Annotated in this window: 23 protein-coding genes; 8 read left to right on the top strand and 15 right to left on the bottom strand. The window is 41.9% G+C overall.

Annotated features, from left to right (window positions below; genetic code table 11):
• Nucleotides 1–81: 81 nt before the first annotated feature.
• The 3 genes from BS614_RS19420 to BS614_RS19410 form a co-directional block, all read right to left on the bottom strand.
• The gene (locus BS614_RS19420) at nt 82–1668 is read right to left on the bottom strand and encodes an extracellular solute-binding protein (protein ID WP_074095195.1); all 1587 of its coding nucleotides are present in this window, start codon (nt 1666–1668) and stop codon (nt 82–84) included.
• A 65-nt stretch (nt 1669–1733) separates the two neighbouring features.
• Entirely contained in the window at nt 1734–2603 is an 870-nt protein-coding gene (locus tag BS614_RS19415; RefSeq protein ID WP_074095194.1) for a carbohydrate ABC transporter permease, read from the bottom strand.
• 13 nt (nt 2604–2616) lie between these two features.
• Nucleotides 2617–3564: an ABC transporter permease gene (locus BS614_RS19410; RefSeq protein WP_074095193.1), complete on the bottom strand. Its 948-nt coding sequence runs from the start codon at nt 3562–3564 to the stop codon at nt 2617–2619.
• A 166-nt stretch (nt 3565–3730) separates the two neighbouring features.
• Here BS614_RS19410 and BS614_RS32585 point away from each other — a divergent pair, with 166 nt between their 5' ends.
• The gene (locus BS614_RS32585; protein ID WP_425320282.1) at nt 3731–3814 is read left to right on the top strand and encodes a hypothetical protein; all 84 of its coding nucleotides are present in this window, start codon (nt 3731–3733) and stop codon (nt 3812–3814) included.
• A gap of 75 nt (nt 3815–3889) precedes the next feature.
• Here BS614_RS32585 and BS614_RS19405 read toward each other — a convergent pair whose 3' ends face one another.
• Nucleotides 3890–5275 carry an MATE family efflux transporter gene (locus BS614_RS19405; RefSeq protein ID WP_244898162.1) on the bottom strand — a complete coding sequence of 462 codons (1386 nt, stop codon included), beginning with the start codon at nt 5273–5275 and terminating at the stop codon, nt 3890–3892.
• A gap of 179 nt (nt 5276–5454) precedes the next feature.
• On the opposite strand from BS614_RS19405, the gene BS614_RS19400 reads away from it, so the two are divergent.
• Entirely contained in the window at nt 5455–6336 is an 882-nt protein-coding gene (locus BS614_RS19400; protein WP_074095192.1) for a LysR family transcriptional regulator, read from the top strand.
• Between the two features lie 91 nt (nt 6337–6427).
• Here BS614_RS19400 and BS614_RS19395 read toward each other — a convergent pair whose 3' ends face one another.
• Nucleotides 6428–7597: an MFS transporter gene (locus tag BS614_RS19395; RefSeq protein ID WP_074095191.1), complete on the bottom strand. Its 1170-nt coding sequence runs from the start codon at nt 7595–7597 to the stop codon at nt 6428–6430.
• Nucleotides 7598–7865: 268 nt separating this feature from the next.
• Here BS614_RS19395 and BS614_RS19390 point away from each other — a divergent pair, with 268 nt between their 5' ends.
• Nucleotides 7866–8414, top strand: a complete 549-nt coding sequence (locus BS614_RS19390; RefSeq protein ID WP_036615561.1) for a TetR/AcrR family transcriptional regulator — start codon at nt 7866–7868, stop codon at nt 8412–8414.
• Between the two features lie 111 nt (nt 8415–8525).
• On the opposite strand, the gene BS614_RS19385 is transcribed toward BS614_RS19390, so the two are convergent.
• A complete protein-coding gene (locus tag BS614_RS19385; RefSeq protein WP_074095190.1) occupies nt 8526–10778 on the bottom strand; it encodes a copper amine oxidase N-terminal domain-containing protein in 2253 nt (750 codons plus the stop codon).
• A 232-nt stretch (nt 10779–11010) separates the two neighbouring features.
• Between BS614_RS19385 and BS614_RS19380 the strand changes: the two genes are divergently transcribed.
• From BS614_RS19380 to BS614_RS19370, 3 genes are read left to right on the top strand one after another with little or no spacing between them, the layout of a single operon-like run.
• A complete protein-coding gene (locus BS614_RS19380; RefSeq protein WP_074095189.1) occupies nt 11011–12474 on the top strand; it encodes a spore germination protein in 1464 nt (487 codons plus the stop codon).
• Nucleotides 12467–13555, top strand: a complete 1089-nt coding sequence (locus tag BS614_RS19375; RefSeq protein WP_074095188.1) for a GerAB/ArcD/ProY family transporter — start codon at nt 12467–12469, stop codon at nt 13553–13555. Before BS614_RS19380 ends, BS614_RS19375 begins: the two co-directional genes overlap by 8 nt.
• On the top strand, nt 13552–14673 hold the full coding sequence (locus BS614_RS19370) for a Ger(x)C family spore germination protein (RefSeq protein WP_074095187.1): 1122 nt from the start codon (nt 13552–13554) through the stop codon (nt 14671–14673). The genes BS614_RS19375 and BS614_RS19370 overlap by 4 nt, the downstream gene beginning before the upstream one ends.
• Nucleotides 14674–14835: 162 nt before the next feature.
• On the opposite strand, the gene cls is transcribed toward BS614_RS19370, so the two are convergent.
• Entirely contained in the window at nt 14836–16275 is a 1440-nt protein-coding gene (cls, locus tag BS614_RS19365) for a cardiolipin synthase (protein WP_084174617.1), read from the bottom strand.
• Nucleotides 16276–16461: 186 nt separating this feature from the next.
• The gene (locus tag BS614_RS19360; RefSeq protein ID WP_074095185.1) at nt 16462–16941 is read right to left on the bottom strand and encodes a GyrI-like domain-containing protein; all 480 of its coding nucleotides are present in this window, start codon (nt 16939–16941) and stop codon (nt 16462–16464) included.
• Nucleotides 16942–17046: 105 nt separating this feature from the next.
• On the opposite strand from BS614_RS19360, the gene BS614_RS19355 reads away from it, so the two are divergent.
• A complete protein-coding gene (locus BS614_RS19355) occupies nt 17047–18021 on the top strand; it encodes a helix-turn-helix transcriptional regulator (RefSeq protein WP_074095184.1) in 975 nt (324 codons plus the stop codon).
• Nucleotides 18022–18186: 165 nt separating this feature from the next.
• On the opposite strand, the gene BS614_RS19350 is transcribed toward BS614_RS19355, so the two are convergent.
• The 7 genes from BS614_RS19350 to BS614_RS19320 all read right to left on the bottom strand — a co-directional run bounded on the left by BS614_RS19350 (nt 18187) and on the right by BS614_RS19320 (nt 24785).
• Nucleotides 18187–19416, bottom strand: coding sequence for a multidrug effflux MFS transporter (locus tag BS614_RS19350; protein WP_074095183.1), 1230 nt, complete (start codon nt 19414–19416; stop codon nt 18187–18189).
• A gap of 138 nt (nt 19417–19554) precedes the next feature.
• Nucleotides 19555–20778 (bottom strand): macrolide family glycosyltransferase, encoded by a 1224-nt coding sequence (locus BS614_RS19345; protein WP_074095182.1) that lies wholly within the window; start codon nt 20776–20778, stop codon nt 19555–19557.
• A gap of 69 nt (nt 20779–20847) precedes the next feature.
• Entirely contained in the window at nt 20848–22287 is a 1440-nt protein-coding gene (locus BS614_RS19340; protein WP_074095181.1) for an MFS transporter, read from the bottom strand.
• Between the two features lie 121 nt (nt 22288–22408).
• The gene (locus tag BS614_RS19335; RefSeq protein ID WP_074095180.1) at nt 22409–22696 is read right to left on the bottom strand and encodes a HesB/YadR/YfhF family protein; all 288 of its coding nucleotides are present in this window, start codon (nt 22694–22696) and stop codon (nt 22409–22411) included.
• 21 nt (nt 22697–22717) lie between these two features.
• Nucleotides 22718–23077 carry a HesB/IscA family protein gene (locus BS614_RS19330; protein ID WP_157116130.1) on the bottom strand — a complete coding sequence of 120 codons (360 nt, stop codon included), beginning with the start codon at nt 23075–23077 and terminating at the stop codon, nt 22718–22720.
• Entirely contained in the window at nt 23067–23414 is a 348-nt protein-coding gene (locus BS614_RS32580) for a winged helix-turn-helix transcriptional regulator (protein WP_425320258.1), read from the bottom strand. Before BS614_RS32580 ends, BS614_RS19330 begins: the two co-directional genes overlap by 11 nt.
• A 12-nt stretch (nt 23415–23426) precedes the next feature.
• A complete protein-coding gene (locus tag BS614_RS19320) occupies nt 23427–24785 on the bottom strand; it encodes an MFS transporter (protein WP_074095178.1) in 1359 nt (452 codons plus the stop codon).
• 165 nt (nt 24786–24950) lie between these two features.
• On the opposite strand from BS614_RS19320, the gene BS614_RS19315 reads away from it, so the two are divergent.
• Entirely contained in the window at nt 24951–25610 is a 660-nt protein-coding gene (locus BS614_RS19315) for a helix-turn-helix transcriptional regulator (RefSeq protein WP_074095177.1), read from the top strand.
• The last annotated feature ends 98 nt before the right edge of the window (nt 25611–25708 follow it).

Genomic DNA, 25708 nt, shown 5'->3' with positions numbered 1-25708 from the left:
TTTTAGTTCCGTTTTAAACTAAGAATAGCATATGCTAATAAAGAGAGGGGCTACGAATAGCCACTCTCTCTTCGTTTATTTTTACTTGATAAGGCCGGCTTCTTTAAATTGCTGGATTGCGGTTTCCTTATATTTCTGCATGTCAAACTTGGTATCCAGCGTCTGGAGGAAACTGTCCCAGTTGGAAAGAGGCTCTTTGCCCGTCATAAATTTAACTAAGCTTTCATTAATGAAACGTTTGCGGTCAGCATCCAAGGTATCGCTAGGGTCTGGGGTCAATAAATTTCCGGGCAACGTTGGCCCCACATATTGCTGATTGTCCTTGAAAGCTTCCGCTGTCTTCGGATTTTGGAAGCTGAAGTACTCCGCATCATCACCACGGCGTGGCATTCTATAATGATCGACCCACAGGTACTTTTCTTTCATTTCTTTTGATAACTCGGAGGTTTTATTTTTGATCTTGCCGTCTACGACATCCCAATGAATCCCTTTGATTCCGTATGCAAAGTTCGGATAGGCTTCCTCATCCGTAAAGAGATAATTCAGCATGGATAAGATCCGAATGATTTTTTCCTCGTCTGCTTTTGCGGATATGGCCCATGAATTACCTTGGAATGATTTTCTCTCTACAATTTGATCCCCGTAAGGACCTTTCATCGGAGGAATAACGATCCATTCCGGCACCTCGCCACTAATTTCTTTCATTTTCTGCTGATAATCCGGCTCCAGTCTGCGAGCATCTCTGATCATGAAGCCAACTCTACCCTTAAACATCTTTTGGTCCAACAGATCAGGCGAATTCATCGTCACCCAATCCGGGTCAACCACCTTGGCTGCCATCATTTTATTAATGTAAGCAAGAGCCTCTTTCATTTTGGGATCGATAAACAGAAATACCGGTTCATTATCTTTTATCTCAACGGCTGAAGGAGGGTTGACGCCAAACATCCACATCAAGCTATCAAAGCCGTAGGTTTGCAGATTGCCTTCTTTATTCATACCGCCGATGAATCCGTACGTATCGTTTTTGCCATTCCCGTCCGGATCTTTCTCTGTAAAGGCTTTCATAACTTCAAACAACTCATCAGGTGTCGTTGGTACCTCCATATTCAGCTTTTTCAGCCAATCGTTGCGGATGAAGAAGCTTCGACTGATACCGTTTACATTATCATAACCTGGAACTCCAATGGTTTTTCCTTGATAGGACATCGCCTCCCACGAGTCGGTGCCAAACCGTTTCTGTAGTTCAGGGAATTGGTCCATATACGGTGTCAAATCCGCAAGAACACCTTGGTCGTAATATTGCGCGAGATCAGCACGACTTTTCAAGAAGATCAAGTCTGGAATATCCCCGCCTGCAATGAGTGTATTCAGTTTGGTTGTTGCTTGCCCAGCCTGAGGAATCATCATCTCCAAGTCGATGTTCATCTCTTCTTCCAACATTTGGCGTTGAATATCTTCATCACGTGGAGGTACTGGAGCAGCAGCATTAAAAGTGCCTTGGTTAAACATTGAGATTTTCAGTTTGGTTGCAAACTGGCCAGACTGGCCTTGCGAATTACCCGAAGTTGTCGATGTAATTTCTTCATTTCCCCCACATCCTGACAATAGCGTTCCAAGTCCTAAGATTGCCGACAGAATAACAAATGAAATCTTTTTACGCTGCATATTGACCTCTCCTTTGCTTGTATATTATCACGGTTTCCCCGTAATAAGTTAGGTTGGAACACCTTTTATCCTTTAACAGATCCCAGGAGTACACCTTTGATAAAATGCTTTTGCAAAAATGGATAAACGATCAAAATCGGGACTGTAGTTACAACAACTGTAGCCATCTGCACAGCGAACGTACTGACAGCCCCGGAATTGGCGAGCGAATCAGCGCTTTGAGTTGCAACGTTAAGCAGAATGTTGCGCAAAATCACTTGAAGTGGCATGTAGTTGGAATCATTGATATATACAATGGCATCAAAATAACTGTTCCAATGCCCGACTGCGTAAAATAAGGAAATGGTGGACAGGACGGGTAAGGACAGGGGTAAAATGATCCGCCATAACGTCTGAAGTTCACTGGCACCGTCTACCCTCGCTGATTCCTCAATTTCACCAGGTAATTGTTCAAAAAAACCTTTGATGATCACCAGATTAAATGCACTAATGAGATTTGGAATAATCAATACCCAAGGACTGTTTAACAATCCCAAAGAGCGGATTAGTAAATAAGTCGGAATTAATCCCCCACTGAACATCATGGTAAACACAATGAAGAGTAAAAACGGACTTCTTCCGGGCAAATATTTTTTGGATAACGGGTAGGCCGCGATCACCGTAAAAAACACATTTAACGCAGTGCCTACAATTGTTCGAAATAACGTAATTTTATACGCCTGCCAGATCCCATGAGAAATGAATACTTCTTTATAGGCCAGAAAGGTAAAGGATTCTGGTATAATCACAATCCCTCTTCTTAATACTTCCGATTCTGGTGTTACGGAGACAGCAACCACATATAGAAAGGGTAGCACGCACAGTAGGGATAATATAATAAGAACTACATAAACGACGGTTTGCCAGACTTTTTCCCCGATTGTCATATGGATCATTCTAAAGACCACCTCACCAGATTTGCCCATCGAATTTTTTGGCGAGCTTATTCGCTGCCAATACTAAAGCAAATCCGATGACAGCTTTAAACAATCCTACAGCCGTAGCCAAGCCAATCTTAAGACGCTCCAACCCTTCCCGGTATACCCATGTGTCGATAATATCGATCTTCTCCTGGTTAAAGGTGTTGGCAAACATGAATATTTGGTCAAAACCCGCATCCAGGATATGGCTTAATTTAAGAATCAGCATCAGAATAATGACTCCTCGAATGCCAGGTAACGTGATATGCCAGAGCTGTCTCCATTTGGAAGCACCATCCATTCGAGCCGCTTCATATAAGCTTGGATCGATTCCTGCCAAGGCGGCAAGGTACAAAATCGCCCCCCATCCAATATCCTTCCATACTTCAGATAAGATGATCAGCATTCTGCCCCAGGCAGGTTCGGTTAGAAACGAAATGGGTTCAACACCAAAATCCTTCAAAATCATGTTAAAGAGACCATCGCCTGGGGCTAGTAAGGCTACCATAATTCCATAAACGATGACCCATGATAGAAAATGAGGCAAATAAGTGATTGTCTGTACGATTTTCTTAAACCATTGGCTGTACACTTCATTGAGGAGTAAAGCCAGCACGATGGGCGCGGAGAAACCAAACAATAGCTTATACAGCGATATGATGATCGTATTTTTCATGATGTCCCAGAAATAAACGCCGTTCATAAAATCGGTAAAATTTTTGAATCCCACCCATGGGCTATCCCATAGTCCCAAAGCCAGGTTGTAGTTTTTAAAAGCAATCATGATTCCCGCCATAGGAATGTATTTGAATACCGCAAAGTAAATTAAGGCTGGTAATAAGAGAGCATACATCACTTTGTGCTTTTGTATCGTCCTTATCCATGTCTTTCGCTTTTTGGAGATGGGAATGGCGTCCGCTGCCAACTTTGCTTGCATTTCATCACCTCGTCTTTGTTTGTATTTGTATAATAGCACCCGCCTATCGGATAAATTTCTGAAATATCAAGAATTTCTTATAAGATTTTAAGGAAGTGTGCCTGGGCTCGTTCCAACAGCTAATTCCGGCCAAGTGGAGGTTGAGCAGCAAGTGAGCGAATATACTATGTTCTATAACCAGAACCGATTCCAGAAAAGACTAAACGGGCGTTCCTCGGTTGAATACCGGGAAACGCCCGTAGCTTCTTAAATTCGTTGCGCCGCAGCTTGGAGCGCTTCTGTGAACTTCGATGCTTAAAGCCATCCCTTCAAGCAATTCGATTAATTATTCAGCTTTCCTGCCATTTAGCTCGGTAGCTTGGAATGTAGTCCATTTCCCATTAACATACCTCCAAATGAACAGCCCTCCTTTTATCAACCAATCACAATAGATAGCTATCCATGTTGCAAACATCCCCATATCAAATAGGTATACCAAGATATAAGCGAACATAATTCTACAGCAAAACATAGTAATCATACTCACTAGCATGGGGTATTTTGCATCTCCAGCAGCCCGAAATACCGATGGAAGTGCATTGCCGAAAGGCCAAATCAATATCATGACAATCGCATGGCTCCACACAATCTCAGTAGTCCACTGCGTTGCTTCTACTGAAAAATTATAAATGCTCAGTATACTTGGGAACAAGGCTAAACTCACCACGGAACTCACAATCTGTGCCACAAAAATGATACCAAGTATCTTTTTCGTATAGTATCTAGCCTGTGTAAAATCTCCAGCACCTACACATCTGGAAATGACTATGGACATACCTAAACCAATGGCCATTCCAGGTAAAGCTTGCAATGAAGTAATCGTACTGCCAACCGAATTTGCAGCTATAGCAGCTGTTCCAAATGTAGATACCAAACTTAGTATCAACAATCGTCCAAAATAGAATATTCCATTTTCTATTCCATAAGGTACACCAATTCGCATGATCTGTTTAATCATCATTGAATTAAACTTATGCTTTACGGTTTTATTCAGATGAAGAATTTGCTTAGGATTTGTTAGATGAATTAGAATGCATACTGCAGCACCTATCCTGGAAATTAAAGTAGGAATAGCAATCCCTGCAATCCCCATATTGAACCCATATATGAACAAGACATTGCCCGCTATATTCAGAATGTTCATAGCCAGCATAATTTTCATAGGCAATTTGGAGTTGCCCATCGTTCTGAATATGGCAGCTCCAGCGTTATAGAGAGCTAAAAAAGGAATAGAAGCTCCGATGATCAATAAATAAGTGTTGGCATAGTTATATACCTCGTCGGTGATATTGCCAAAGAGAATATCTAAAATAAAGCTTTTAAAGAGATAAATAAAAATCATAATAACAAGCCCTGCTGCTCCAGCAAACCAAACTAATTGATTCGAGGCTTCTCTGGCCTGATTTTCCTGTTTTTTTCCGAGATATTGCCCTACAATCACTGTGCCACCCGTAGCTAAAGCTGCGAATAAACTTATTAACAGTAACATAATCATTTCGACTAAAGAAACTGCAGATACGGCTGACTCTCCTATAGAAGCTGCCATGATTGAATCTGACAATCCGATCAAAGATGCTAAAATTTGTTCAATAATTAACGGAATAAATATTTTCATTAAATCTTTATCCGTAAATAACAACGGGGTCGAAAATGGCATTTTCGATTTATTCATAGTTTCAACCTCATATTCTATTATTCACTACATAACTCTCAAGTCACTTTCTCCATTCATTGTAAATTCCTATCTGTATAATTACTAATACCTATGGTGTATTTTGTATCATGCCTAATATGTATCGTATAATCATCTGTGAATGATTTATCCGATGCATTATGAAAGGATGATAAGTTGTGGATATTCGGGTTTTAAAATACTTTTTAACTGTGGCTAAAGTAGGCAATATAACAAAAGCAGCAGAAATCCTTCATATTACGCAACCAACACTAAGCAGGCAGCTTATGGATCTTGAAGAAGAACTGGATACGCGTTTGTTGATACGAGGAAAAAGACAGATTACACTAACAGATAGCGGTCTCTTGTATCAGCAACGGGTAAAAGAGATCATTTCCCTCTTAGACAAGACAGAAAGAGATCTGGCAGAACAAAAGGATTTAATTGGTGGAGTAGTTTCTATTGGATGTGTGGAGTCCATTGTATCCAAAGCGTTGGCAGAAATTGTAGAGAAATTCTCTAACCGGCATCCTAGAGTACAATATGAACTGTATAGTGCAGATGGAGATGACATTAGAGAAAAGCTTGATCGAGGAAATATCGATATTGGCATATTATTGGAACCCATTGAAACTGCAAAATATGACTATGTTCGATTACCCTATCCGGACAAGTGGGGCATTCTGATGAGACGAGATGATCCTCTTGCTCAGAAATCAACCATTGGGATTCAAGAAATACTTTCATTACCCTTAATTCCACCCCGTCGGACAATTGTGCAGAATGAGATTGCAAGTTGGCTTGGTGTGGAGAATGATCGTCTTACTATTTTTGCTTCCCATAATTTATTGACTAATGCGATGCAGTTGGTAGAACGGAAACTGGGGTATGCCATATGTGTAAGCGGATCATATACAATCCGGGAAAGTAATAGCACATGTTTTGTTCCCTTTGAACCTGAACGAATAACAAATCATGTACTCGCTTGGAAAAAGAATAGGATATTTAGCTCAGCTACCGCTCACTTTATTCAATTTATAAAGGATATCTATGGTTCATAATAAAAGTGCGCTTTACCTTTAGTGTGGTTATTCTTCAATAAAACAAGGACACGTTATTAACGTGTCCCCAAGATAACAAAAGGTTAAATTCTCAATGAGAGATTTGTTTTTTAGGAGTATACATATAAATTCTTAATAGGATAAACGCCAGGCTCAATATCAAAAATAACAGTCCACCTACTACAATGTACCGAAGCCCCATTCCTGATATAAACAACCCTCCGACAGTTGTTCCAATGGTTACGCCCAGGTTACCAGATGTTAGAAATAATCCATTCGCGAATTCAGGGGCTTCCGGAGCTGCTGACGTAATCCAATACTGACTAATATTGCTTGCGATTGCATACAGCACTCCCCATATAACAACAATAATGAACATAGGGACAGTGAATTGGCCCATAAAGAACAGGAAGATGTAGACTACTCCAAATACAAATGGATAGATCATTACGGACTTAATTGCATTTTTGGAAAGCAATCTTCCTCCTAATACGTTACCAAACAAACTGGCTGCACCAAATATAACTAACATTAGACTGAGGCCTTTCCCAGAAATATGAGTAATGGTCGCAAGATATTCGGCGAAGTAACTATACACTCCAGCCGTTGCTGCATTTACAAATATAACGGCAACAATAGATTGCCAAGTTATTGCTTTCTTCAATACACGTAGTTGAGATCCGTATGAAAGCCTTTCTCTGACAGGCATGGATGGAACAAATAGCAATACACCAATGAATGCTACTGCATTCACGATAGCAAAAAAAGTCATAGCAGCATCAATTGAAGCGATACTGGCAATAAAAGTTGTGATGGGTACACCTAGCACAATGCCAGCAGACACGCCCATAATGACTTTTGACACTGCTCTAGGGATCTCTTTCTCACTAACCGAACTAGCTGCTGCTGTCAGAGCGATCGAGATATAGACGGGATGTAAAAATGCCGGGATAACACGAGCAATTATTGCGAATGTAAAGTTTGTTGCAAATATAGAGAAAATGTTACTAATCACGAACACACCGAGTACAAGTAGCATTACCCCTCTGCGATTAAAACGCGAAAACACTAAAGGCAGAATGGGACCCGATATCGCAACTGCAAGTGCAAACAGACTTACTAGCAATCCTGCTTGAGACACGCTAACATTGAACTGTTCAGCAATTTGAGGCAATATCCCAATAACGCCCATTTCAGTATTTAAGATTCCGAAGACACCCAAAGTTAATATAAATATAAATAAATTATTTCGTTTAAACATGATTATTACCCCCACCGTTGCTCCATATTCTCTTTCTCATGCTGTACTCCGCCCAAGATGATATTCAAATGATTGAAACCAAACTCTCCTCCTTTTGGCTGTAATCATCTATTTTAATTTAAATTCACATTGAGGGCTTAATACTCATTTGTGTATTATTATATATAAATAAAATGTATCAACAACCACAAAACATCAGGATTCGTGCATTAATACACAACGCGACTCAAATTGTGAATTACTTTTCAAGAAAGTTAGGTGGATGTACATGCTTAAAGTGGACAGAAGAAGTTTGAAATCTCAAGAAGCTATCAAAAAAGCAGTGATAGAACTCATGTCTGAAAAAAGTTTTGATGACATTACGATTCAGGATATTGCTGATCAAGCTAATGTTAATCGTAGAACGATCTATCTGCATTACTTGGATAAGTACGATCTACTGGATAAGCTTATTGAAGAGCATATTGAGGAATTAAAGAGATTGTGTGAATTGGAAGCTGAAACGGATACATTAGAGGGTAGTGCAACATGGTTTTTATATTTTGAACAACATTATTCATTCTTTTCAGCAATGTTAACTAGTAAAGGAGCTCCTTTTTTCCGTAGCAGGTTCCTCGATTTTGTCACAGACGATATTAAGAATGGTTGGGATATGTCCGAGGGAAAAAAACAAGGAATAGATGAAGAGCTTCTTATTCAATTTATCTCACCAGCTTATGTAGGAATTGTAGAATGGTGGTTTATTAATGACATGCCCTATTCACCTCAAGTTATGGGAAAACAAGTGGGAATGTTATTGGAAAATAACCTCTCCTAAACAAAGATGATTCATTCCCAACTATAGTCTGATTTCTTCCAACGCAAAAAAAGGCAACCGAATCATTCCTGTTCGGTTGCCTTTGATTTAGATATAAAACTTTATATACCTTTACTTCTCCGATGGGAGTGGTGTAAAGAGCAGATTGACCGGCAGGTTGCTTCCTGGTGCGGCAGAGAATAGAATGGTCACGCTCTCTCCAGTTGAACCGGTGCGGTAAAGCACGCTTTGTTCACTTGAATTGGCAACCGCAACGTTACCTTCGGCAATCGATACCAACTGAGTGTTCACCAGAGCTACTCCGGAGTACTTCCCTCCACGAGGGTTAAAGGAGATAAGCGTACGTGGTGCAACATTGGTCAGCGTGATTTTGTACAATACGCCAAAATTACCCGCATTGGATGCGTCTGTGTATGCCATCGGATCTGTTCCTACCAGATTGGGATCGCTTGAATTGTCACCAAGTGGCAGACGGGCAGGTTTGATTCCCACGTGCTCATCGTACTTTATAACGCGAGTCGCATTCGGGTACGTACCCCGGTTGTGCACTCCGTCACGATCAAGCACAGGTAGCAATGGCAGAGCCTCGAACGGATCTTTATTTTCTTCCACCAGGATAACGTTATAGTCTAAGGAATAATCGCTATAAGCGTCCGAATAGAGAGAGATGACTTGTCCTTCTTTCATCGGCGTTTTATTAAGTTCGGTCAAAATGAGTTTGCTTTCTCCAGGTTGAAGGTACTCTTTCTTTTGATCCGCTCCAGTCTGAATCGACTTGAACCATTTATCAATAGACAATTTCCCAGCTACGGTAGCATAAGGTGTAGGTCCGGCGAAGCCCATATTCTGTTGTTCAAATACCGCTGGATTTGGATTGTTATTGGTTGCAATCACATACATTTTTACTCTTTTACCTGTATTGTTCACGTGATGAATCATGAAACGGGTCTGCCCTGAAGATGATTCTTTATATACAATGCCTTCCGTATTCACGGTTTCCGGACTGTTACTGCGGATCAGCAAACTTGGCTCATCCATGTACGTATAAGGCACTTTCTCCATCGTAGTCACTTCGCCGCCATTAAAGGTAAATTTCTGTCCTACTGGCGTGAAGAGTAAATTGAAGTCTGTAAATGAATATAATGTCTCATTCGTTATGGTGATGACTTTGGAGTACGTGTTCGTAGCGCCGTGATTGTCAGTAACCGTAAGTGTCACCGTTTTTGGACCCGGTTCAAAGAACGCAAGTGAATTGTTCTCCCATACTACTTTATCAATATTATTTTCGTCATCTGTACTTTGGTCTGTGTATGTTATTTTTTCGCCCATTTTATACTGTTCTTTATCCGTGGCGAACATGGCTACAGGAGGAAGATTAGGACTCAATACTTCAATCGTAGTTGAATAGGGATCGCTCCATTGACCATTGGAATCCTGTACTTGATATGAAATCGTATATGTACCTGCTTGATCAAATGAATCCTGGCGACCAGTCCAGCGTTCGTCAACGATATCCATTCCATTAGGTGAACTGGAAGAAGTCACGTAGTCTACTTGATCACCCGCAAAGATTTCCTTTTGGGAAATGGTAAAGCTTGCAACAGGTTTTGTATTAAGATTCAACACAACCGTTTTAGCCGACTGATTCACTTTATAGGTGATGTTCAGAGCTTGAGTAATGGAAGTTAACGGCACCATGAATGTACTTTTTTGCTGATAAGCAGGGCCTTTCATCGTTCTGGTCTCTCCATTTACCGTATAGTCCTTGCTGTTAGTTTTGAATCGGAGTTCATCTTCACCACTAATAATGATGGTTTCCTTGGTTTTGTTATCATATTTGACGCCATATCCCACACGGTCAACCAGCGCACGGATTGCAACATAGGATACACCGTTTTTTACAGCCATTGGCTGTCCAGCAAGATACGTTTTTCCATCCTGCTCCATTTTGTTGCTATTCATGTACAACGTCAGATTTCCACCTGCTACTGCAGGAGACGTCCCATCAACGGATGGTTGCTCTATCTGAGCAGGCGTAGCTGGCGTTTCAACCTTCTCAGGGGTTTCCTCTTGAACTAAAGGTTTCTCGCTCTCTGTTTTAGGTGTTGCCTCAGTGCCGGTTGAGGTTTGAGTGTCCTTGGCTTCAGTCGGCGGAGTATTGATAGATTTGTTATTGCTCTCCGTCTTCACTTCACGCTCTGCAATCGGCTGCTCTTGCTGTAACACCTCAACTGATTCTACATTGGCTGTGTTTACTGACGCGGTGTCACCTTGCGGTGCTGATTGCGCACTCACAGAACCGACTGCAAATGCTTGAAAAACGGCTAAAGCGGTAAAAATGGATAATTTCTTCTTCATATTCATGTGTTGTCTTTGGCTCCTTCTACTCTCTAGTAATGTATAACCCCTCAAAAAGTCATAGTATTAGACGCTAGATTTAGGAAAAAGTTTCTAATTGAATTGTAAATTATGGATTTTTGCGCAACTATTTTTTCAATGTTTGGTTATAAGTTCTTTGAATAAGAAGCGCCTATTGCATAATAGTCTTGATTTTGCACAAGATAATCCATGTCGTATTTTATAAAGAGGTGGATCAATGACCCCAACCAATCAGGCTTTCTCTGTATTAAAAATGAATATTTCTTATGTGGAACAGTCCCTCTACTGTACTGACGATTTGAAACAACAACAGCTTCTACTTAATGGTGTACAGAGTGTGCTTCTCTATATCGATTCACTTGTAGATCAGGAGATCATTCAAACACATGTCTTAACAGCACTGAATGGCCAAGCTCATTCGGAAATCTACCCATCGTTCACCACTTTAGAAAGTCGAAAAGATACGGATCTGCAACGTGGAATAGATTCACTTATTCAAGGGAAATGTCTTTACATAATCGACGGGCACCCGGAGTTTTACATTCTTTCTACCGAGAAAATGTATGTCCGAAGCACAACCGAACCGGAGAATGAAGGCGTTATTCGAGGGCCGCACAATGGATTCGTAGAGCAGCTTTCGGTTAATTTGAATCTGATCCGTAGACAAATTATTAGTCCATCCTTAATCGTTCGATATTTTAACGTCGGCGAGAAGACACATACCAAAATTGCAGTTGTATATCTTCAGGACTTGGCCAATCCGGAGTTAGTGAACGAAGTAAAAGAGCGAATTACGTCCATATCTTCAGATATGGTGCTCGCTCCAGGTTTTATTGAAGAGTTTATGGAGGATAACCCCTTCTCTCTGTTTCCCCAGCAGCTCAATACAGAAAGACCTGACCGGGTTATTGCCAACTTGATGGAAGGACGTGTCGCCATACTTGCGGAAGGAAGTCCTTCAGCTCTTATCGCTCCAGTTACGTTTTTTGCTTTTTATCAAAGTCCGGATGATTATCATGGTCGCTGGATTGTCAGTTCTTTTTTACGGTTAATTCGCATGATGAGTTTTGTCATTGCTTTTACATTACCTGCTGTTTATATTGCAACCATCTCTTTTCACTCCGCTATTTTACCGATCGAACTGGCACACACGATCAAGAAATCATTGCAGAACATCCCCTTTCCTGCACTTGTAGAGGCAATGTTGCTTGAATTGATCTTTGAAGTATTAAGAGAAGCCGGGGTCCGACTTCCCAGCCGAGTGGGCCAGACCATCGGCATCGTTGGCGGTTTGGTTATCGGAGATGCTATCGTTCGTGCGGGGCTTGTATCCTATACAATGATTATTGTGGTTTCACTAACCGCTATCTCGTCGTTTTTGGTGCCTTCGCATGAGATGAGTTCGGCAGTCCGTATTCTCCGCTTTCCAATGATGATTGGAGCGGCGCTTTTTGGATATATCGGCATCGCATTTGGTCTGGTGATTCTAACCATTCACCTCTGTAAGATGGAAAACTTCGGATCGCCTTATTTTGCTCCAGTGGCCCCTTTCCGATTAGCGGACATGAAGGATGTATGGATTCGATTTCCCATCTGGGCGCTTCGCGGGCGTCCTCATGATGCCCGCCCGCAGCGGCTGAATCAGCAGAAGTTCTCTAGGAGTTGGAAAAAACGTGAATAAGGAAACAACAATCACTCGGGGACAATTATTTTTGCTCATTATGAAATTTGAAATCGGTGTAGATATCTTGTCCCTCCCTTACCGTATACACCTTCTCTCTAAAGGCGGTGGGTGGATCTCTGTATTCCTTGGAGGGTTCCTGATCCAACTTGTCATATTGTTGTGCTGGCTTTTGATGCGAAGATTCCCGAGTTCATCCATTTATGACATTGTAACGCTGATTACGGGTAAATGGATTGGCAAATTGCTGATCATTGCCTACGTTGGATATTTCCTGTTAATGGGTACTTCTGTTCTGGTGAACGGTTACGGTGTGATTAACCGTTGGATGCTGCAGGATACGCCTCGATGGTCTATATTAGCCCTCTTCTTGTTCAGCAGTATCTATTTGGTTCGGCAAAAATTACGAATCATTGCCCGAGTACTTGTACTCATCTCCTTTTTGGTCTTGCCCATGATGGTATTGATCAGTTATGGACTCAAGGAAATCAATCTGTTATATCTTTTGCCTTTAACCGAAGCGGGATGGCCCAATATCATTAGTGGATCAACCGAAACATTAATGGCTATGTTCGGATTCGAGTTTTTTCTCGTTGTGTTTCCTATGGTTGAAGGTAGCAGCGGTGGCAAACTCAAGTCTGTTGCTTTAGCAAGTGCTGTAGTCGTGGTGTTGTATGCATTCACCGTGTTCATTTGTTCAACGGCGTTCAGTCCCCAGCAGCTTGACTTAATGCCTGAACCGGTCATATATCTGCTCCGCTCTATCCCACTCGGGACAATGGATCGGGCCGATTTCCTGTTCCTCCCTATCTGGTTAATATCCATTTTTGGGGCCATATGTGGCTATTACTATACGGCATCCTATGGTATAAGTTATCTCTTCAAACAAAAACACCATAAAAAAGCGGTGCCTTATGTCGTTCTTGCTTCTTGCATAATTGCCTATCTGCCACAACAGAAGGAAAAACTTGAGTTAATTAGTACGATAGCCAACAGATCGGCATACTTTTTTCTCATGATCCTGCCTCTGCTCCTGTTGGTCCTATCTTATATAATGAAACGAAAAGAGAAGATGATATGAGTAACCGGGGGAAAATCCTCATCCTGCTGCCCCTGCTCATGGTGATGACGGGATGTTGGGATCAGGATAGTTTAAAAGATGCAAGACTGGCTAATGCTTCGGCGTTTGACATCACCTCAGAGGGTGAAATTAAACAGACGCTTGAAATTGTCGATGATTCTGAGAGTCAACAAGGGAGCAGCGGTAATGAAGTCCACTCAGGCACCGGGAGATCCGTCCGTCAAAGTACAGATAGAATTCGCGCTAAAGTGACTGGTGATATCCGGTTTTTCAAATATGGGATGATCTTATACGGCAACAAACTCGCACAAAATGATATCTACCCCTACCTGGACGTCTTATATCGGGAACCCGATTACCCGACCTCACATGTGAAAATTGCGATTGTGGATGGCGATGCCGGAAATCTGTTACACCAAAAAAAAGTTGGCAGCATATTGATTGGTGATTTTATTACGAAAAAAATTAAGAGTCTGGAGGAATTATGTATTTTTCCGGAAATGACGTTAGAGACCCTTCTCCCTCCCATGCTGGATCCGGGACAGGATTTTACACTGCCCTATCTATATAAGGATGGAGAGGAGATTGATGCTCGGGGAATCGCCCTGTTTCATGGGCAAAGGTTCAATGGGAGTCTTACTACCGAACAGGCTCCTCTATACATTATTATGAGTGGGAAATGGAATAAAGCAGCGCGTTTTGTCAAAAAGGTCCACCCAGGGCCTTCCAACAACCCGCGGAACTATGTCACTTATGAAGCAAATATCGCACAAATTAAGCGCAAACTTGCGGTAAAGGTGGCAAGTGATAGCCAAATTGATGTGAACCTCCGTATCGAACTTCCAGTAACGATCGTTGAGTATGCAATGAATCATCTTCAGGAAAAAGACACAATTGAACGTCTGAACCGCAAGTTATCCGATGACATGACTCAGGACGCAGAACAAATTATCAAGACACTTCAGCAAAGTGGTTGTGATTCCTTTGGTATTGGCAGACATTTAATTGCCCATTACCCGGACTTATGGAAAAGCCTAAACTGGAATAAAGAATATGGCCAAGTTCGTTTTCACCCGGAAGTAAAGGTTACAATAGTCGGCAGTGGCGTTTTAAATTAATACATGCTGTCGTGCAATTGGGAAAGCTCTCTTCCATTTTGAAGAGAGCTTTTAACTGTTGACTTAAAAAGAAGGATTTGCTAATACTTTAGTCGTTAAGAAGCACGTCAGTGAAAAGTTTTATCGTACCTGGTTGAGTATAACATCGGCAGTGAAGCTGAGCTATAAAATAGGTGAAAGAAGACGTGATATTCCTTCTTTAAATTTTATAATAAGGGACCTATTTCTATAACGATCAGAAGTAAGTTCTGTACTTAACTGGCTATCTTGATGAAACAATTCTTGAAGTTGTTTCGCAACTCGCTCGTCATATACAATTGCATTCACCTCAAAATTCAACCTAAAGCTCCGGGAATCAATATTCATCGTCCCTACTGAAGCGACTTCTTCGTCTACTACAATGGTCTTTGCGTGTAAGAATCCATTATCATATAACAGAATCTTGGCTCCATAGTCCAATAATTCACCAGCGTACGCCCAAGTCGCCCAATATACAAACGGGTGATCGGGCTTATTGGGAATCATAATGCGCAGATCCACCCCGGATAGGAGTGCGATTTTACATGCATCCATAAAAGTGCTGTCAGGAATAAAGTAAGGCGTTTGAATATACACACTCTTTTTGGCATTTACTATAAGCTTGATGTACATATTCTTCAGGTGTTCCACCTGTGAGTTAGGACCACTAGACACAATCTGAACTGGACTTGAACCATCAAGCTTTGCTGTGTTGAAGGAGAATTGTTCGTAACTTACTTGATCCGATTTGCTGGCGTGTTTCCAATCCAAAATAAACCTTCCTTGAATATGATTAACGGCATCTCCGTGCATTTTAAAATGTGTATCACGCCAGTATCCAAACTTTTTATCCATGCCTAGATACTCATTCCCCAGATTAAATCCGCCAATATAAGCAATCTCCCCATCAATAATACAAAGTTTTCGATGATTTCGATTATTCATACGGAAATTTAATGGTCTAATCAGTGACGGGAAAAAGACCTCTACTTCTCCACCGGCAGAGATCAGTTCTCTGAAAAACTTCAATGAAAGTTTCTTTGAACCAATTTCGTCATAGAGAACTCGCACTTTTACGCCTTCTTTAGCTTTAATAGTTAATTCATCTCGTAATTTCTTCCCTAAGGAATCCGGTTGAATGATGTAATATTGGATGTTAATCTCTTTCTTGGCTTCCTTGATATCAGCAAATAAAGAATCAAATTTCTCTTGTCCATCATCGAAGATGAATATCTCATTGTCATTGGTTAGGATTGCATTGGATGAAGTGAGATTCAATTGAATCAGGTCAGCATATTTCATGAGCAGGGGGTTGTTTTCCTTACGTTGCTCCTTCAATGTCACTAACTGGTTCTCGACAATTAACTTTAGGGAGTTTCTCTCTTCAGCTGAAAGTCCGTAGAAATTTTTCTTTTTGAGGTTACGTCCCAGAAAGAGATAAACGATAAAACCTAAAATAGGAATGAAGTAAAATATCATGAGCCAGGCCCAAGTATAACCAATGTCTCTCCTTTCAAAAAACAAAAATACCGCTGAGAGTAATATGTTTATAATCATAACGAGCGAAAGTATCAGCGTGACCATACTGCTATATCTCCTGCCTTCCATTGACTTTATGTAAATAATAAAAAGCCGTCATCACAAAGAATATGATAACATACTTGAGGAAAACTAAATCTATTAAATGATAATCAATAGACATCGAACTAAAAAAAGAATCCACTTCCTATAAAAGAAGGGATTCTTTTGCATTGAATATTTATGCTTAAGTTAATTCCTTACAACAGGAACCCACATTTCACCATATACCACGCCGTTTTTCTCTCCCATTTCAACTGTTGTATTAGGACCGCCAACATAGGCATAATCCTTTTCTACGGGGAGGGCTTGACCAAAAGCAATGCCAGTAAGCATGTTACTGAGCGCATCAGCCGTCTCTGCTTCGCCTTTCACAACAAGGTATTCTCCCTTAGGAAATTGGATTACTCTCGTTGCTTCTGGCAGAGATTCTTCTGTCATGACACCAGCATAATGCATCATCTTGTTATTCACTGCTTCGTTCACAGCAAAAATGTATTCATTTGTTGCCAGGGACTTTAGTTTGTCCAGGCTTCCATCCTCTTTCACCGTGGACCAAAAATCCGCCTTCTCCTTGCTGATGCCAGCATAATCTGTGTAGTCGCTCTTAAGATCTGTTCCAATACCTAGTACGATGAAGCTTTCTTTCTCTTCGAAATGATAATTACTCATGGTTTACACCGTCCTCTTTAAATTTTCAATTGATTTGTGTTTTCACTTGATAGGTTTATAATAACCTTAAATCATGTCAGAATATGATACTGTTTAGGGGGCCCAATGAAAAAAGTTGAACGCATTAATATCATCACGCGGTATATCAATAACCGTGCCCACTTTACCATTTCTGAAATCATGCGAGAATTTAACATTTCTCGTTCAACAGCCATTCGAGATATCAGAGAAATTGAAGCCATGGGAATGCCTCTTGTCGCTGAAGTTGGGCGGGACGGAGGTTATTTTGTTATGAACAACTCCCTCCTGCCCACGGTCCGGTTTACCGATAATGAAATCAAAGCGTTATTCATTGCCTTTATGGCGACAAGAAATCAACAGCTTCCTTATCTGAAGAGTCGTCAATCTTTGGCTGAAAAATTATTGGGCCTTATCTCAGAAAATCAGCAAGATGACCTGGTGCATTTGAATCAAATATTGCTTTTTGAAGGGACCAATCCCCATAATCCAGACTTGCTTGATCTGTCAGACCTGCCTCACCCTACCTTGGAAAAACTCATCCAAATTCTTCTTATAGAACGTTATTTGTTAGTCACTGTTCAAGAAGAGAAGGAAACAAAGTCCTATCCCATTGTTCTCTTGCACCTTCATCATCAAAATGGCCATTGGATCATTGAAGGTTTTGACTTGGAGGAAGAAAAGAGACGAATCGTATCCGTTGACAACCTCATCCATGTCGAAGCATACCCGGCGAAAAAAAGACTGAGTACGAGAAAGATTGTTGAACAACTCAAAAGAAATACGCAGGAAGAAGTTATCAACCTTGTCCTGGAACTTGGTCCAAAGGCGATTGCGCAATTCAAAAAATACCATCCATTAAAGTTTTCCATTGCCTATACAAATCCATACCAAACTACGGCCCTCCTAAAGGCATTTATGAATATTCATAACTCAGAAGAATTAACCGAAATCACCAATTGGTTGCTTTTTTTAGGAGAAGATATCAAGGTGAAGGAGATTCCGGAAGAAGTCCTGAATGCTGTACAAGAGAGATTAAGCTTATACCAAATGAAGCAGTGAACAGCCCCCTCCTCCCTAGTCTCTCCACTTTTAACAACCTCTTACCGGAATTCAGGCTGAGGGTTCAGTACGGAAAACCAAAAAAAGCCGCTATTGCAGCGACTTGTAATGGAATCATATTCATTCATGTCTCACGCCAATGCTTGGTGTGCTGTTCCTTCCATACTAAAAGTCAGCATTAGACTGGGCATGATTAGGTGTATGCTGCGGGACGTTTTTAACGAGTAGAAAATAAGTAACAATCGCAATGATACTGGTCATTAATAAAGTGAGTCCTAACGGGACGGCAGTGTCCTCACCTGCGATACCGACCAGAGGAGCAACCAGTGCACCCAGAAGAAAAGGAACAACGCCGAGCAGTGCTGCTGCACTTCCGGCCATCTTAGCTTGACTCTCCATGGCAAGCGGGAATGCCGCTGTAGACGTAATGCCGATCGAGCATACGAAGAAGAACAATGGAATCACCAACGCGAAAAGTGGACCATGAGCCAGGGTTACGACCAAAGCAGCAACACTTGCTATTATAGCAAGCCATAGTCCCGATAATAGCAGCGTCTGCTCTGGGATACGTTTGGCCAATCGACCCACGATTTGAGATCCGATGATCAAGCTGATGCCGTTCGAAGCAAATAATATAGCAAATACAGTGGGTGTGACGCCATATATATTTTGGTAAATAAATGGTGTTCCCGCCACATAAGCAAAGACCCCTGCTGTCATGATTCCCTGTGCCAGCATGTAACCAACAAATTTGCGGTCACGCAGAAGCATTCTGTAATTACCCAATTGCTGTTTGAAGTCAGGAACTATACGTCTTTCGATAGGGTGTGTTTCTTTTAAGCTCCACTTTGTCATGATTAATAAGAAAATTCCCAAGAATGAAAGGCAGATAAACACGCCAATCCAGGTTGTGAATGAAAGAACCCCACTTCCCGCGATGGGTGCTGCCAGAGGCCCCAAATTCCCTACAAGCAACAGCAAAGAGAAAAATTTAGTGAGTTCATGTCCACTGTATAGATCTCTGGCTATCGCACGGGAAATGACAATTCCAGCTGAAGCTGCAAATCCTTGCGTGAAACGAAACAAAATTAATAGTCCGATATTCGGAGCAAAAGCACATGCCAAGGAACAAATAATATAGGCTGCCATACAGATCAACAATGGTCTACGTCTACCGTACGCGTCACTCAAAGGACCCATAACGAGTTGTCCTACACCCAGTCCTAATAAACAAGCAGTTAGGCTAAATTGTACAAGTGATGCCGTTGTATTCATATTTTGTGCAATCTCCGGAAAAGCCGGTAAATACATATCAATCGTAAATGGACCTAATGTAGAAAATAAACCTAGTAGTATTGCCAGTCCAAAAACATTCCAATTCGAGCTCTTCGCCATAATAAATAAAATCTCCAATTCCTCATATAATTTGCAAGCCTAATCGAGTATAAGACATAGAGTTAACTGTAGGTCAAGTCTTAAGACTATTAAAACCAAAAAAAGCCGCTTATTAAGCGACTTTGAATGGAAAACTATTTAAATTGTGTAACTCCCCCGGCCTGAACCCATGTGACTCATGATCATTTCGGCAGCTCGCTTGTAACCGCCAGCCTGCCTTAGAGATTCACCAATGAGGTAAGCCTGGCGTCTATAAAGTGAATTGTGTAGCACTTCTGTTAATGCCTCTCTCAAATTAGTTGCACTGAGGTTATGTTTATTTAAAGTAATACCCGCGCCGAGCTCCTGTACCCGATTGGCGACAAGAGGCTGATCCGATGTTAATGGAATCATCACCATCGGAACGTTGTAATATAACGCCTCACTTGTGCTGTTCATTCCAGCATGTGTAATAAAAACATCGGTATGCTGCAACATGTCCAACTGGGCAATGTATGGCTTGACGATAAAATTAGGAGGAACTTGATCCGCCAGTGGCGTCATGTCCGTGTATTTTCCTGAAGATAAAACAACATTCACGGGTAGATCCCCTAATGCTTCAAAGCAAAGCTGATAGAAATCCAAATTTTTATTTAAAATCGTACCCATAGCAATGTAGACCGTTTGCGGGTAACGTTCACGAAGCAACTCAAACGAGAAGGTGGGAGCATCTTGACGTGTTATGATCGAAGGACCCGTGAAAATAAAACGATCATCCAGCTTTTCTGCCTGCGGCTGAAAATAACGGCTGGTGTACACGAGCTTTAACTGACCTGCATGTGCTGGTATTTCTTCGATGGCTGGAATACTCACTTGAAACTCTTCGGCTAACTCCGTTGTTATCTTCATCGTAGCCTCATAAAGCTCCTTCGTCTCCGTCTCATTCAGAACTGAGCTAGACCCCAGAGGCTCCACAAAAGCAAAGGACGCAATCGAGCACACCGCAGGAATTCCCAGTTTTTCTGCAAGAATAGTCCCTCCCCATCCCATCAGGGAATCAAAGATCATATAATCAAACTTTTGATCCTCGATCACCTGCAGAACATTGGGGATGATCCTCCGGATTATACCGCTTACCATCATATAAATGAACTGATAAGGATGGTTGTATTCCTGGGGTTTCAACACCGGATCATGAGAGAAGGCATCTTGTGGAAATGGATAGGTAATGATCTGGGCACCGGTTTGTTCAATTCGGGAACGGTACTCCTCCGTGCACACATAGATGATTTCCTCACCATTGTTCGTCAACTGAGTAACTAATCCTAACGATGGATTCACATGTCCTTCAGCTGGAGTAATGACTACTAATACACGTGCCATCTTAACTACCTCCCAATGCAATTAGTCCCCCCGTTCTTCATGATGTATTAGCGACGCGGTAGTCATCCGTTACATAGATATGTTGTCTTTCACCTGGCTGATTGGATGATGTTCTTGATGAACGAGTTTGGTAATTCGTAGTGATGCCAAGAAACTTAACAAGACCCATAATAATTGCAGTGTTAACACGATTAAAACACCTGTCGATATGCCCCACTGTAACGTTTCGGACAAGGCAATCAGAGCGCCACCAACGCCAATGCTTACGCCCATATAGAAGGAATCCACAAATTGCAGATTCGCAGACATTTCGCCCTCTTTCCTGGGCAAGGCATGTTGTAAAGCAATGGCTGCCGTTGTAGGGTTGGCCAATCCAACACCGAACCCTGTAATCATTTGTGAGAGAAGGATGAGTATAATCCCGCCGTCCGTCAAAATAAGAGCCAGGATCACAAGTGCAGTTCCAACGATCATAATCCCAATGCCCGTCATGACCCTACCCTTTCGGGCACGACCTTGATCTCGTGCATCAAGCTTGGCTTGTAACCACGCTGCGGCGGACCAGCTCAGAGAACCTGCTGCTACAATGAGGCCAGCAAGGTCAGCTGATAATCCCTTCACTTCGGTTAGCGCCAAGATCACAAAACTTTCCGTTGTAAAATAACAAGCAACATATAGCCCTCTCGATACCAAAGTAGCAGGCAATCCTTTTTTTACCAAAAAAGTCCCTACTGGCAGCAATTTACGCATTGGTGTGATCATGACGACTAATCCAGCCAAAGTGAGTACTATGCCTCTCCAATCGGTTATCATACCAAGTCCTGTGAGTAACAGCCCCGTTCCAACCGCAAGCAGAATCGCATACATAATCTTTGAGTCGGTTGCTCGCGCTGGACCTGACAGATCTTGCTGAAGCTGCAAATTACGGAAAGAACGGAATGTGAGACTCAACGCTATTCCAATCAAGGGTAAAACGATCCAGAAAACATATCGCCACGAGATGTAGGAAGCTATAAGGCCTGCTGCATAAGGTCCGATTAAGGTAGGCAGGACAAATGCCATGGAGAATGCGGCCAGGATTTGAGTACGAAGTGTATCTGGATAATGTAACGTCACACAGGTATAAACACATGTGATCAGGGCCCCCGCTCCAAAACCTTGAAGGGCTCTTCCGGCAATAAGCATGTGCATATCGAAAGAAATAGCGGAGACCACAGTTCCTAATACAAAAACACTAAAAGATATCAGCATAGATGTAAAAACACCGCGCTTGTCAATCTGCTGACCCATAACCAAAGTTCCAATAAGCTGAGATAACAAAAATGCGCTGAAGATCCAACCGTATAAATGAATACCCTCTAAACTTTGTGCCATTTTCGCGGCAATCGTTGTGATAGCCAGTCCTTCAAAAGCTACGGTTGCCAGAACCAGCATAATGCCAATTGTAGGCGCCCTGTACTGAGCATCAAAAATCCCAATCTGATTGTTGTTTGTCTTCCACACCTCCATAATTTGATGGATATTATGGTAAAATAAACCTTTTTACTCCCTGAATATACATGAAGTGTTATACTTTGTAAAGTTAAATGTTTAAAAAGTAAGATCATGATTTAGAATAGGGTTCCCATGTTCAATAGGAGATTTTGCTTGATAATATGCCATGTTCATTACAGTCAATTTGGAGAAGTTCATCCTGCAGGATCCAGGCATCTGTTTTTTCAACAAAGAAATGAAATCCTCCAATGGATTGAATCAATGCGGGATCGACCGGTGTAGCACTCGCATTTATGCCAATTGTAAAAGCATCGGAGCCTCCTCCAACATATTTTGCATAAATCCTTACATATTGGTCTTCTTCCAATTCCCATTCATTCTTAAATGAATTGATCGCTTGATCAGATACTACAAATGAAATCATTGCTCTGCACTCCTTCCTTCATTAATCACATTTTTTTACTTCGCCACGATAATTGGCCATTCTGAAACTGGCCCCGCATCCACACGAAACTTTGGCATTTGGATTATTCATGGTGAATCCGCCTAACATTCCGCTCTCTTCATAGTCAATCTCAAGACCCTCAATATATGGAATACTGTTTGCGTGAACCAATATCTTAAATTGCTTTTTATTTAACACAATGTCTTCTTCTGCCTGCTGTTCATCCACGATAAGGGTATAAGATAAACCACTGCATCCCCCTTCATCAACGCCTACTCTAAGAAAGGCATTTTGGATATCCGCACTTGATAAGATCTCAACGATTTTGTCCGATGCTGTATCACTGACCTCAATGATCATCTTTATTCCTCCCGGTGGTATCATTTTGAAATTTGGTATCCCAGTCCATTAGACAGGGTATGAATGCTGCAAGAGCAGCTCCTTTTGGCGTAAGTTTATAAATAATTTGTGTAGGGCGTGTCCGTATTGTTCTTTTGACCAAATGATCATGTTGAAGACCCTTTAAACGTCTGGAGAGGATCATTTCGGAAATGGAAGGAATGTTATCGAATATTTCACCGAATCTCTTCGGGCCTTGAGACAGAGCACATAAAATATGGATCGTCCATTTCGTTCCGATGATGCGATAAGCTGTAAATAGTTTATTCGGGTCTTCAGTGAGCAATGGTCTGTACACCCACTTTCTTATTCATCCGCGTGGTGAGATCCGAGTGCTGGCAATGATACTCGTGACGATCAACAAGAGATGGAAACCCATGGCTACAATTAAGCCGGATTGAAGTGACATACCGCCAGCCTGACACACGACAAGGATGGAACCACCAATGCCGATCACTACCCCAGGTGTAAAAGAATCTGCAAATTGCAGATTTGCTGAGGTTTGGCCCACGCCTTCCTCCCCCGTTTGGGAAAATGCGACAACACCGCTAATCGGATGCGCCAATCCAATACCAACTCCTGCAATGATCTGACCAAGAACTGCGATGGTAACGGTCACAACAGGTACCCAAAATACGATGGCAATCCCTATGGCAAGCAGCAATACCCCAATAAAAATTCTCATATGACGTCCACGGCCCTGATCTGCCGCATCCCACCGTCCTTGCAGATACGCAATGATACACCAACTTAATGCAGCACTCGCGACAATTAATCCGGCTTGTGAAGGTGTAATTCCTTTCACATCGATTAGAGCTAATACCAGGAAATTCTGTGTGCTGGTATAGGCAGCGAAGAACAACCCACGTGTTGCCAGAATTGCTGGCATACCTCTTCGCAACGTAAGTGTTCCCTTCGGTAGTAATTTACGGAGCGGAAATAACATCAATATCAGGCCAATCACGACTAAAACAAATCCCATAATGCTCGGAAGCATACTTAAACCAACCAGGAAAATCCCTGTACCTAACGTTAAGAGTAACGCCATCCAAGTGGATGAAGATCCGCTATCCCCTTCCGTCTTCTGCACTTTTAATTTTCTAAAGGCAGGTAAACTAAGCAATGCTGAAACCACCAGCACAGGTAAGATCCCCCAGAAAACAAACCGCCAGGACCACTGATCTGCGATAACTCCTGCTACATATGGACCAAGCATGGACGGAAGAACATAGGCTGTACCAAATGCTCCAAGAATTTTGGCACGTAACTCATCCGGGTAACTTAACGATATAGCCGTATACACACAAGTCATCATAGCTCCGGCACCCAAACCCTGCAGGGCCCGTGATCCTATCATGGTATACATGTCGCCTGCGGTTGCGGCAGCGATCAGCCCTACGATAAACAACAGAAGTGCAAAAGTGAACGGTGCTGCAGGTCCTCTTTTATCAATGATTCGACCGACGACCAGCGTTCCGATAATCTGCGCAAGCAGATAGGTACTGAATATCCATCCGAACAGGCTAAGGCCGTTCAAGTCTCCAGCAATTGAAGGAGCAATGGTGGTGACGGATAAACCTTCGAATCCAACGGCCATCACTGACAAAATAATCCCTATGGTTAGTGCAAAATAACGCGGGCTGAAAATACTTTGATGATTAGACGACATGAAATGTGACCTCCAAGAAAATTGGTATGTATACATCGTATCCGGATACTTAGTAAACATTTTTGTTTATAATGTCTAAGCTACAGTTCGGCTTTGACTTTGTCAACATTTTTGTTTAAAATGTAGTTAGTCATGTAGATTCAGTTCGTCACAAGGAGGTGCACCATGAGCGGAAATCAAACCAAAAAAGATGTCTCGACCAGTACCCGGAGAGCAATTATTAATCTGTTAAAAGAGCGCGGGGGAATGGATGTTGTCACTCTCTCCTCTCAGTTTTCGTTATCCGGAATGGCTATTCGTCAACATCTGAATGCGCTAAAAGAAGAAGGATTGGTTACCACTGTGGAAGAGGCCCGTCCCATGGGTCGCCCCACCAAGCTATGGATATTAACTCCCGCGGCTAATCGTTTTTTTCCAAGTGGATATTCGGATTTATCCGTCAGCCTCATCAATTCGATGAAAGAAGCTTTTGGTACTGAAGGGCTGGACAAGCTGCTGGATGTTCGAAATAAAAATATGCAAGATCAATATCTTCAGCATCTTGGCGATTCATCAGGAGTCAGAGAGAGATTGGAGAAATTGGCCGAAATTCGCACCAATGAAGGTTATATGGCCGAGGTTAAGGAGCAGGATGATGGCAGTCTTCTATTTATTGAGAAGCATTGTCCGATCTGTGAAGCGGCCGCGGTATGTACCGGGTTATGCAAGAATGAGTTACATTTATTCAAAACAGTTCTAGGCGATAATGTTCATATTGAACGGGGAGAATACATTCTAGCCGGAGGAAGAAACTGCGTATACACCGTTAGGCAAAATAAGCCATGACCAAAAGAGCAACCTCATTGGAGATTGCTCTTTTGGTTTGGATTCTGAACTGATTAGAACGATGCAGATTTCTCTAAATTATCCTTCATTATACCCGT

Source organism: Paenibacillus xylanexedens (assembly GCF_001908275.1).
In the GTDB taxonomy this organism is placed as follows: Bacteria; Bacillota; Bacilli; order Paenibacillales; family Paenibacillaceae; genus Paenibacillus; species Paenibacillus xylanexedens_A.
Note: the sequence above shows the minus strand (reverse complement) of the source record. Positions and strands in the feature narration are given on the sequence as shown.

Excerpts from the sequence above, each read along its gene's own strand:
- BS614_RS19335 (WP_074095180.1), bottom strand. The coding sequence starts at position 22,696 with ATGATTTCATTTGTAGTATCTGATCAAGCGATCAATTCATTTAAGAAT.
- BS614_RS19350 (WP_074095183.1), bottom strand. The coding sequence starts at position 19,416 with ATGGCGAAGAGCTCGAATTGGAATGTTTTTGGACTGGCAATACTACTA.
- BS614_RS19405 (WP_244898162.1), bottom strand. The coding sequence starts at position 5,275 with ATGAATAAATCGAAAATGCCATTTTCGACCCCGTTGTTATTTACGGAT.
- BS614_RS32585 (WP_425320282.1), top strand. The coding sequence starts at position 3,731 with ATGTTCTATAACCAGAACCGATTCCAGAAAAGACTAAACGGGCGTTCC.
- BS614_RS19320 (WP_074095178.1), bottom strand. The coding sequence starts at position 24,785 with ATGTCGTCTAATCATCAAAGTATTTTCAGCCCGCGTTATTTTGCACTA.
- BS614_RS19340 (WP_074095181.1), bottom strand. The coding sequence starts at position 22,287 with ATGGAGGTGTGGAAGACAAACAACAATCAGATTGGGATTTTTGATGCT.
- BS614_RS19385 (WP_074095190.1), bottom strand. The coding sequence starts at position 10,778 with ATGAATATGAAGAAGAAATTATCCATTTTTACCGCTTTAGCCGTTTTT.
- BS614_RS19330 (WP_157116130.1), bottom strand. The coding sequence starts at position 23,077 with ATGATCATTGAGGTCAGTGATACAGCATCGGACAAAATCGTTGAGATC.
- BS614_RS19390 (WP_036615561.1), top strand. The coding sequence starts at position 7,866 with ATGCTTAAAGTGGACAGAAGAAGTTTGAAATCTCAAGAAGCTATCAAA.
- BS614_RS19360 (WP_074095185.1), bottom strand. The coding sequence starts at position 16,941 with ATGAGTAATTATCATTTCGAAGAGAAAGAAAGCTTCATCGTACTAGGT.
- BS614_RS19370 (WP_074095187.1), top strand. The coding sequence starts at position 13,552 with ATGAGTAACCGGGGGAAAATCCTCATCCTGCTGCCCCTGCTCATGGTG.
- BS614_RS19420 (WP_074095195.1), bottom strand. The coding sequence starts at position 1,668 with ATGCAGCGTAAAAAGATTTCATTTGTTATTCTGTCGGCAATCTTAGGA.
- BS614_RS19380 (WP_074095189.1), top strand. The coding sequence starts at position 11,011 with ATGACCCCAACCAATCAGGCTTTCTCTGTATTAAAAATGAATATTTCT.
- BS614_RS19410 (WP_074095193.1), bottom strand. The coding sequence starts at position 3,564 with ATGCAAGCAAAGTTGGCAGCGGACGCCATTCCCATCTCCAAAAAGCGA.
- BS614_RS19355 (WP_074095184.1), top strand. The coding sequence starts at position 17,047 with ATGAAAAAAGTTGAACGCATTAATATCATCACGCGGTATATCAATAAC.
- BS614_RS19345 (WP_074095182.1), bottom strand. The coding sequence starts at position 20,778 with ATGGCACGTGTATTAGTAGTCATTACTCCAGCTGAAGGACATGTGAAT.
- BS614_RS19315 (WP_074095177.1), top strand. The coding sequence starts at position 24,951 with ATGAGCGGAAATCAAACCAAAAAAGATGTCTCGACCAGTACCCGGAGA.
- cls (WP_084174617.1), bottom strand. The coding sequence starts at position 16,275 with ATGGTCACGCTGATACTTTCGCTCGTTATGATTATAAACATATTACTC.
- BS614_RS19415 (WP_074095194.1), bottom strand. The coding sequence starts at position 2,603 with ATGATCCATATGACAATCGGGGAAAAAGTCTGGCAAACCGTCGTTTAT.
- BS614_RS19395 (WP_074095191.1), bottom strand. The coding sequence starts at position 7,597 with ATGTTTAAACGAAATAATTTATTTATATTTATATTAACTTTGGGTGTC.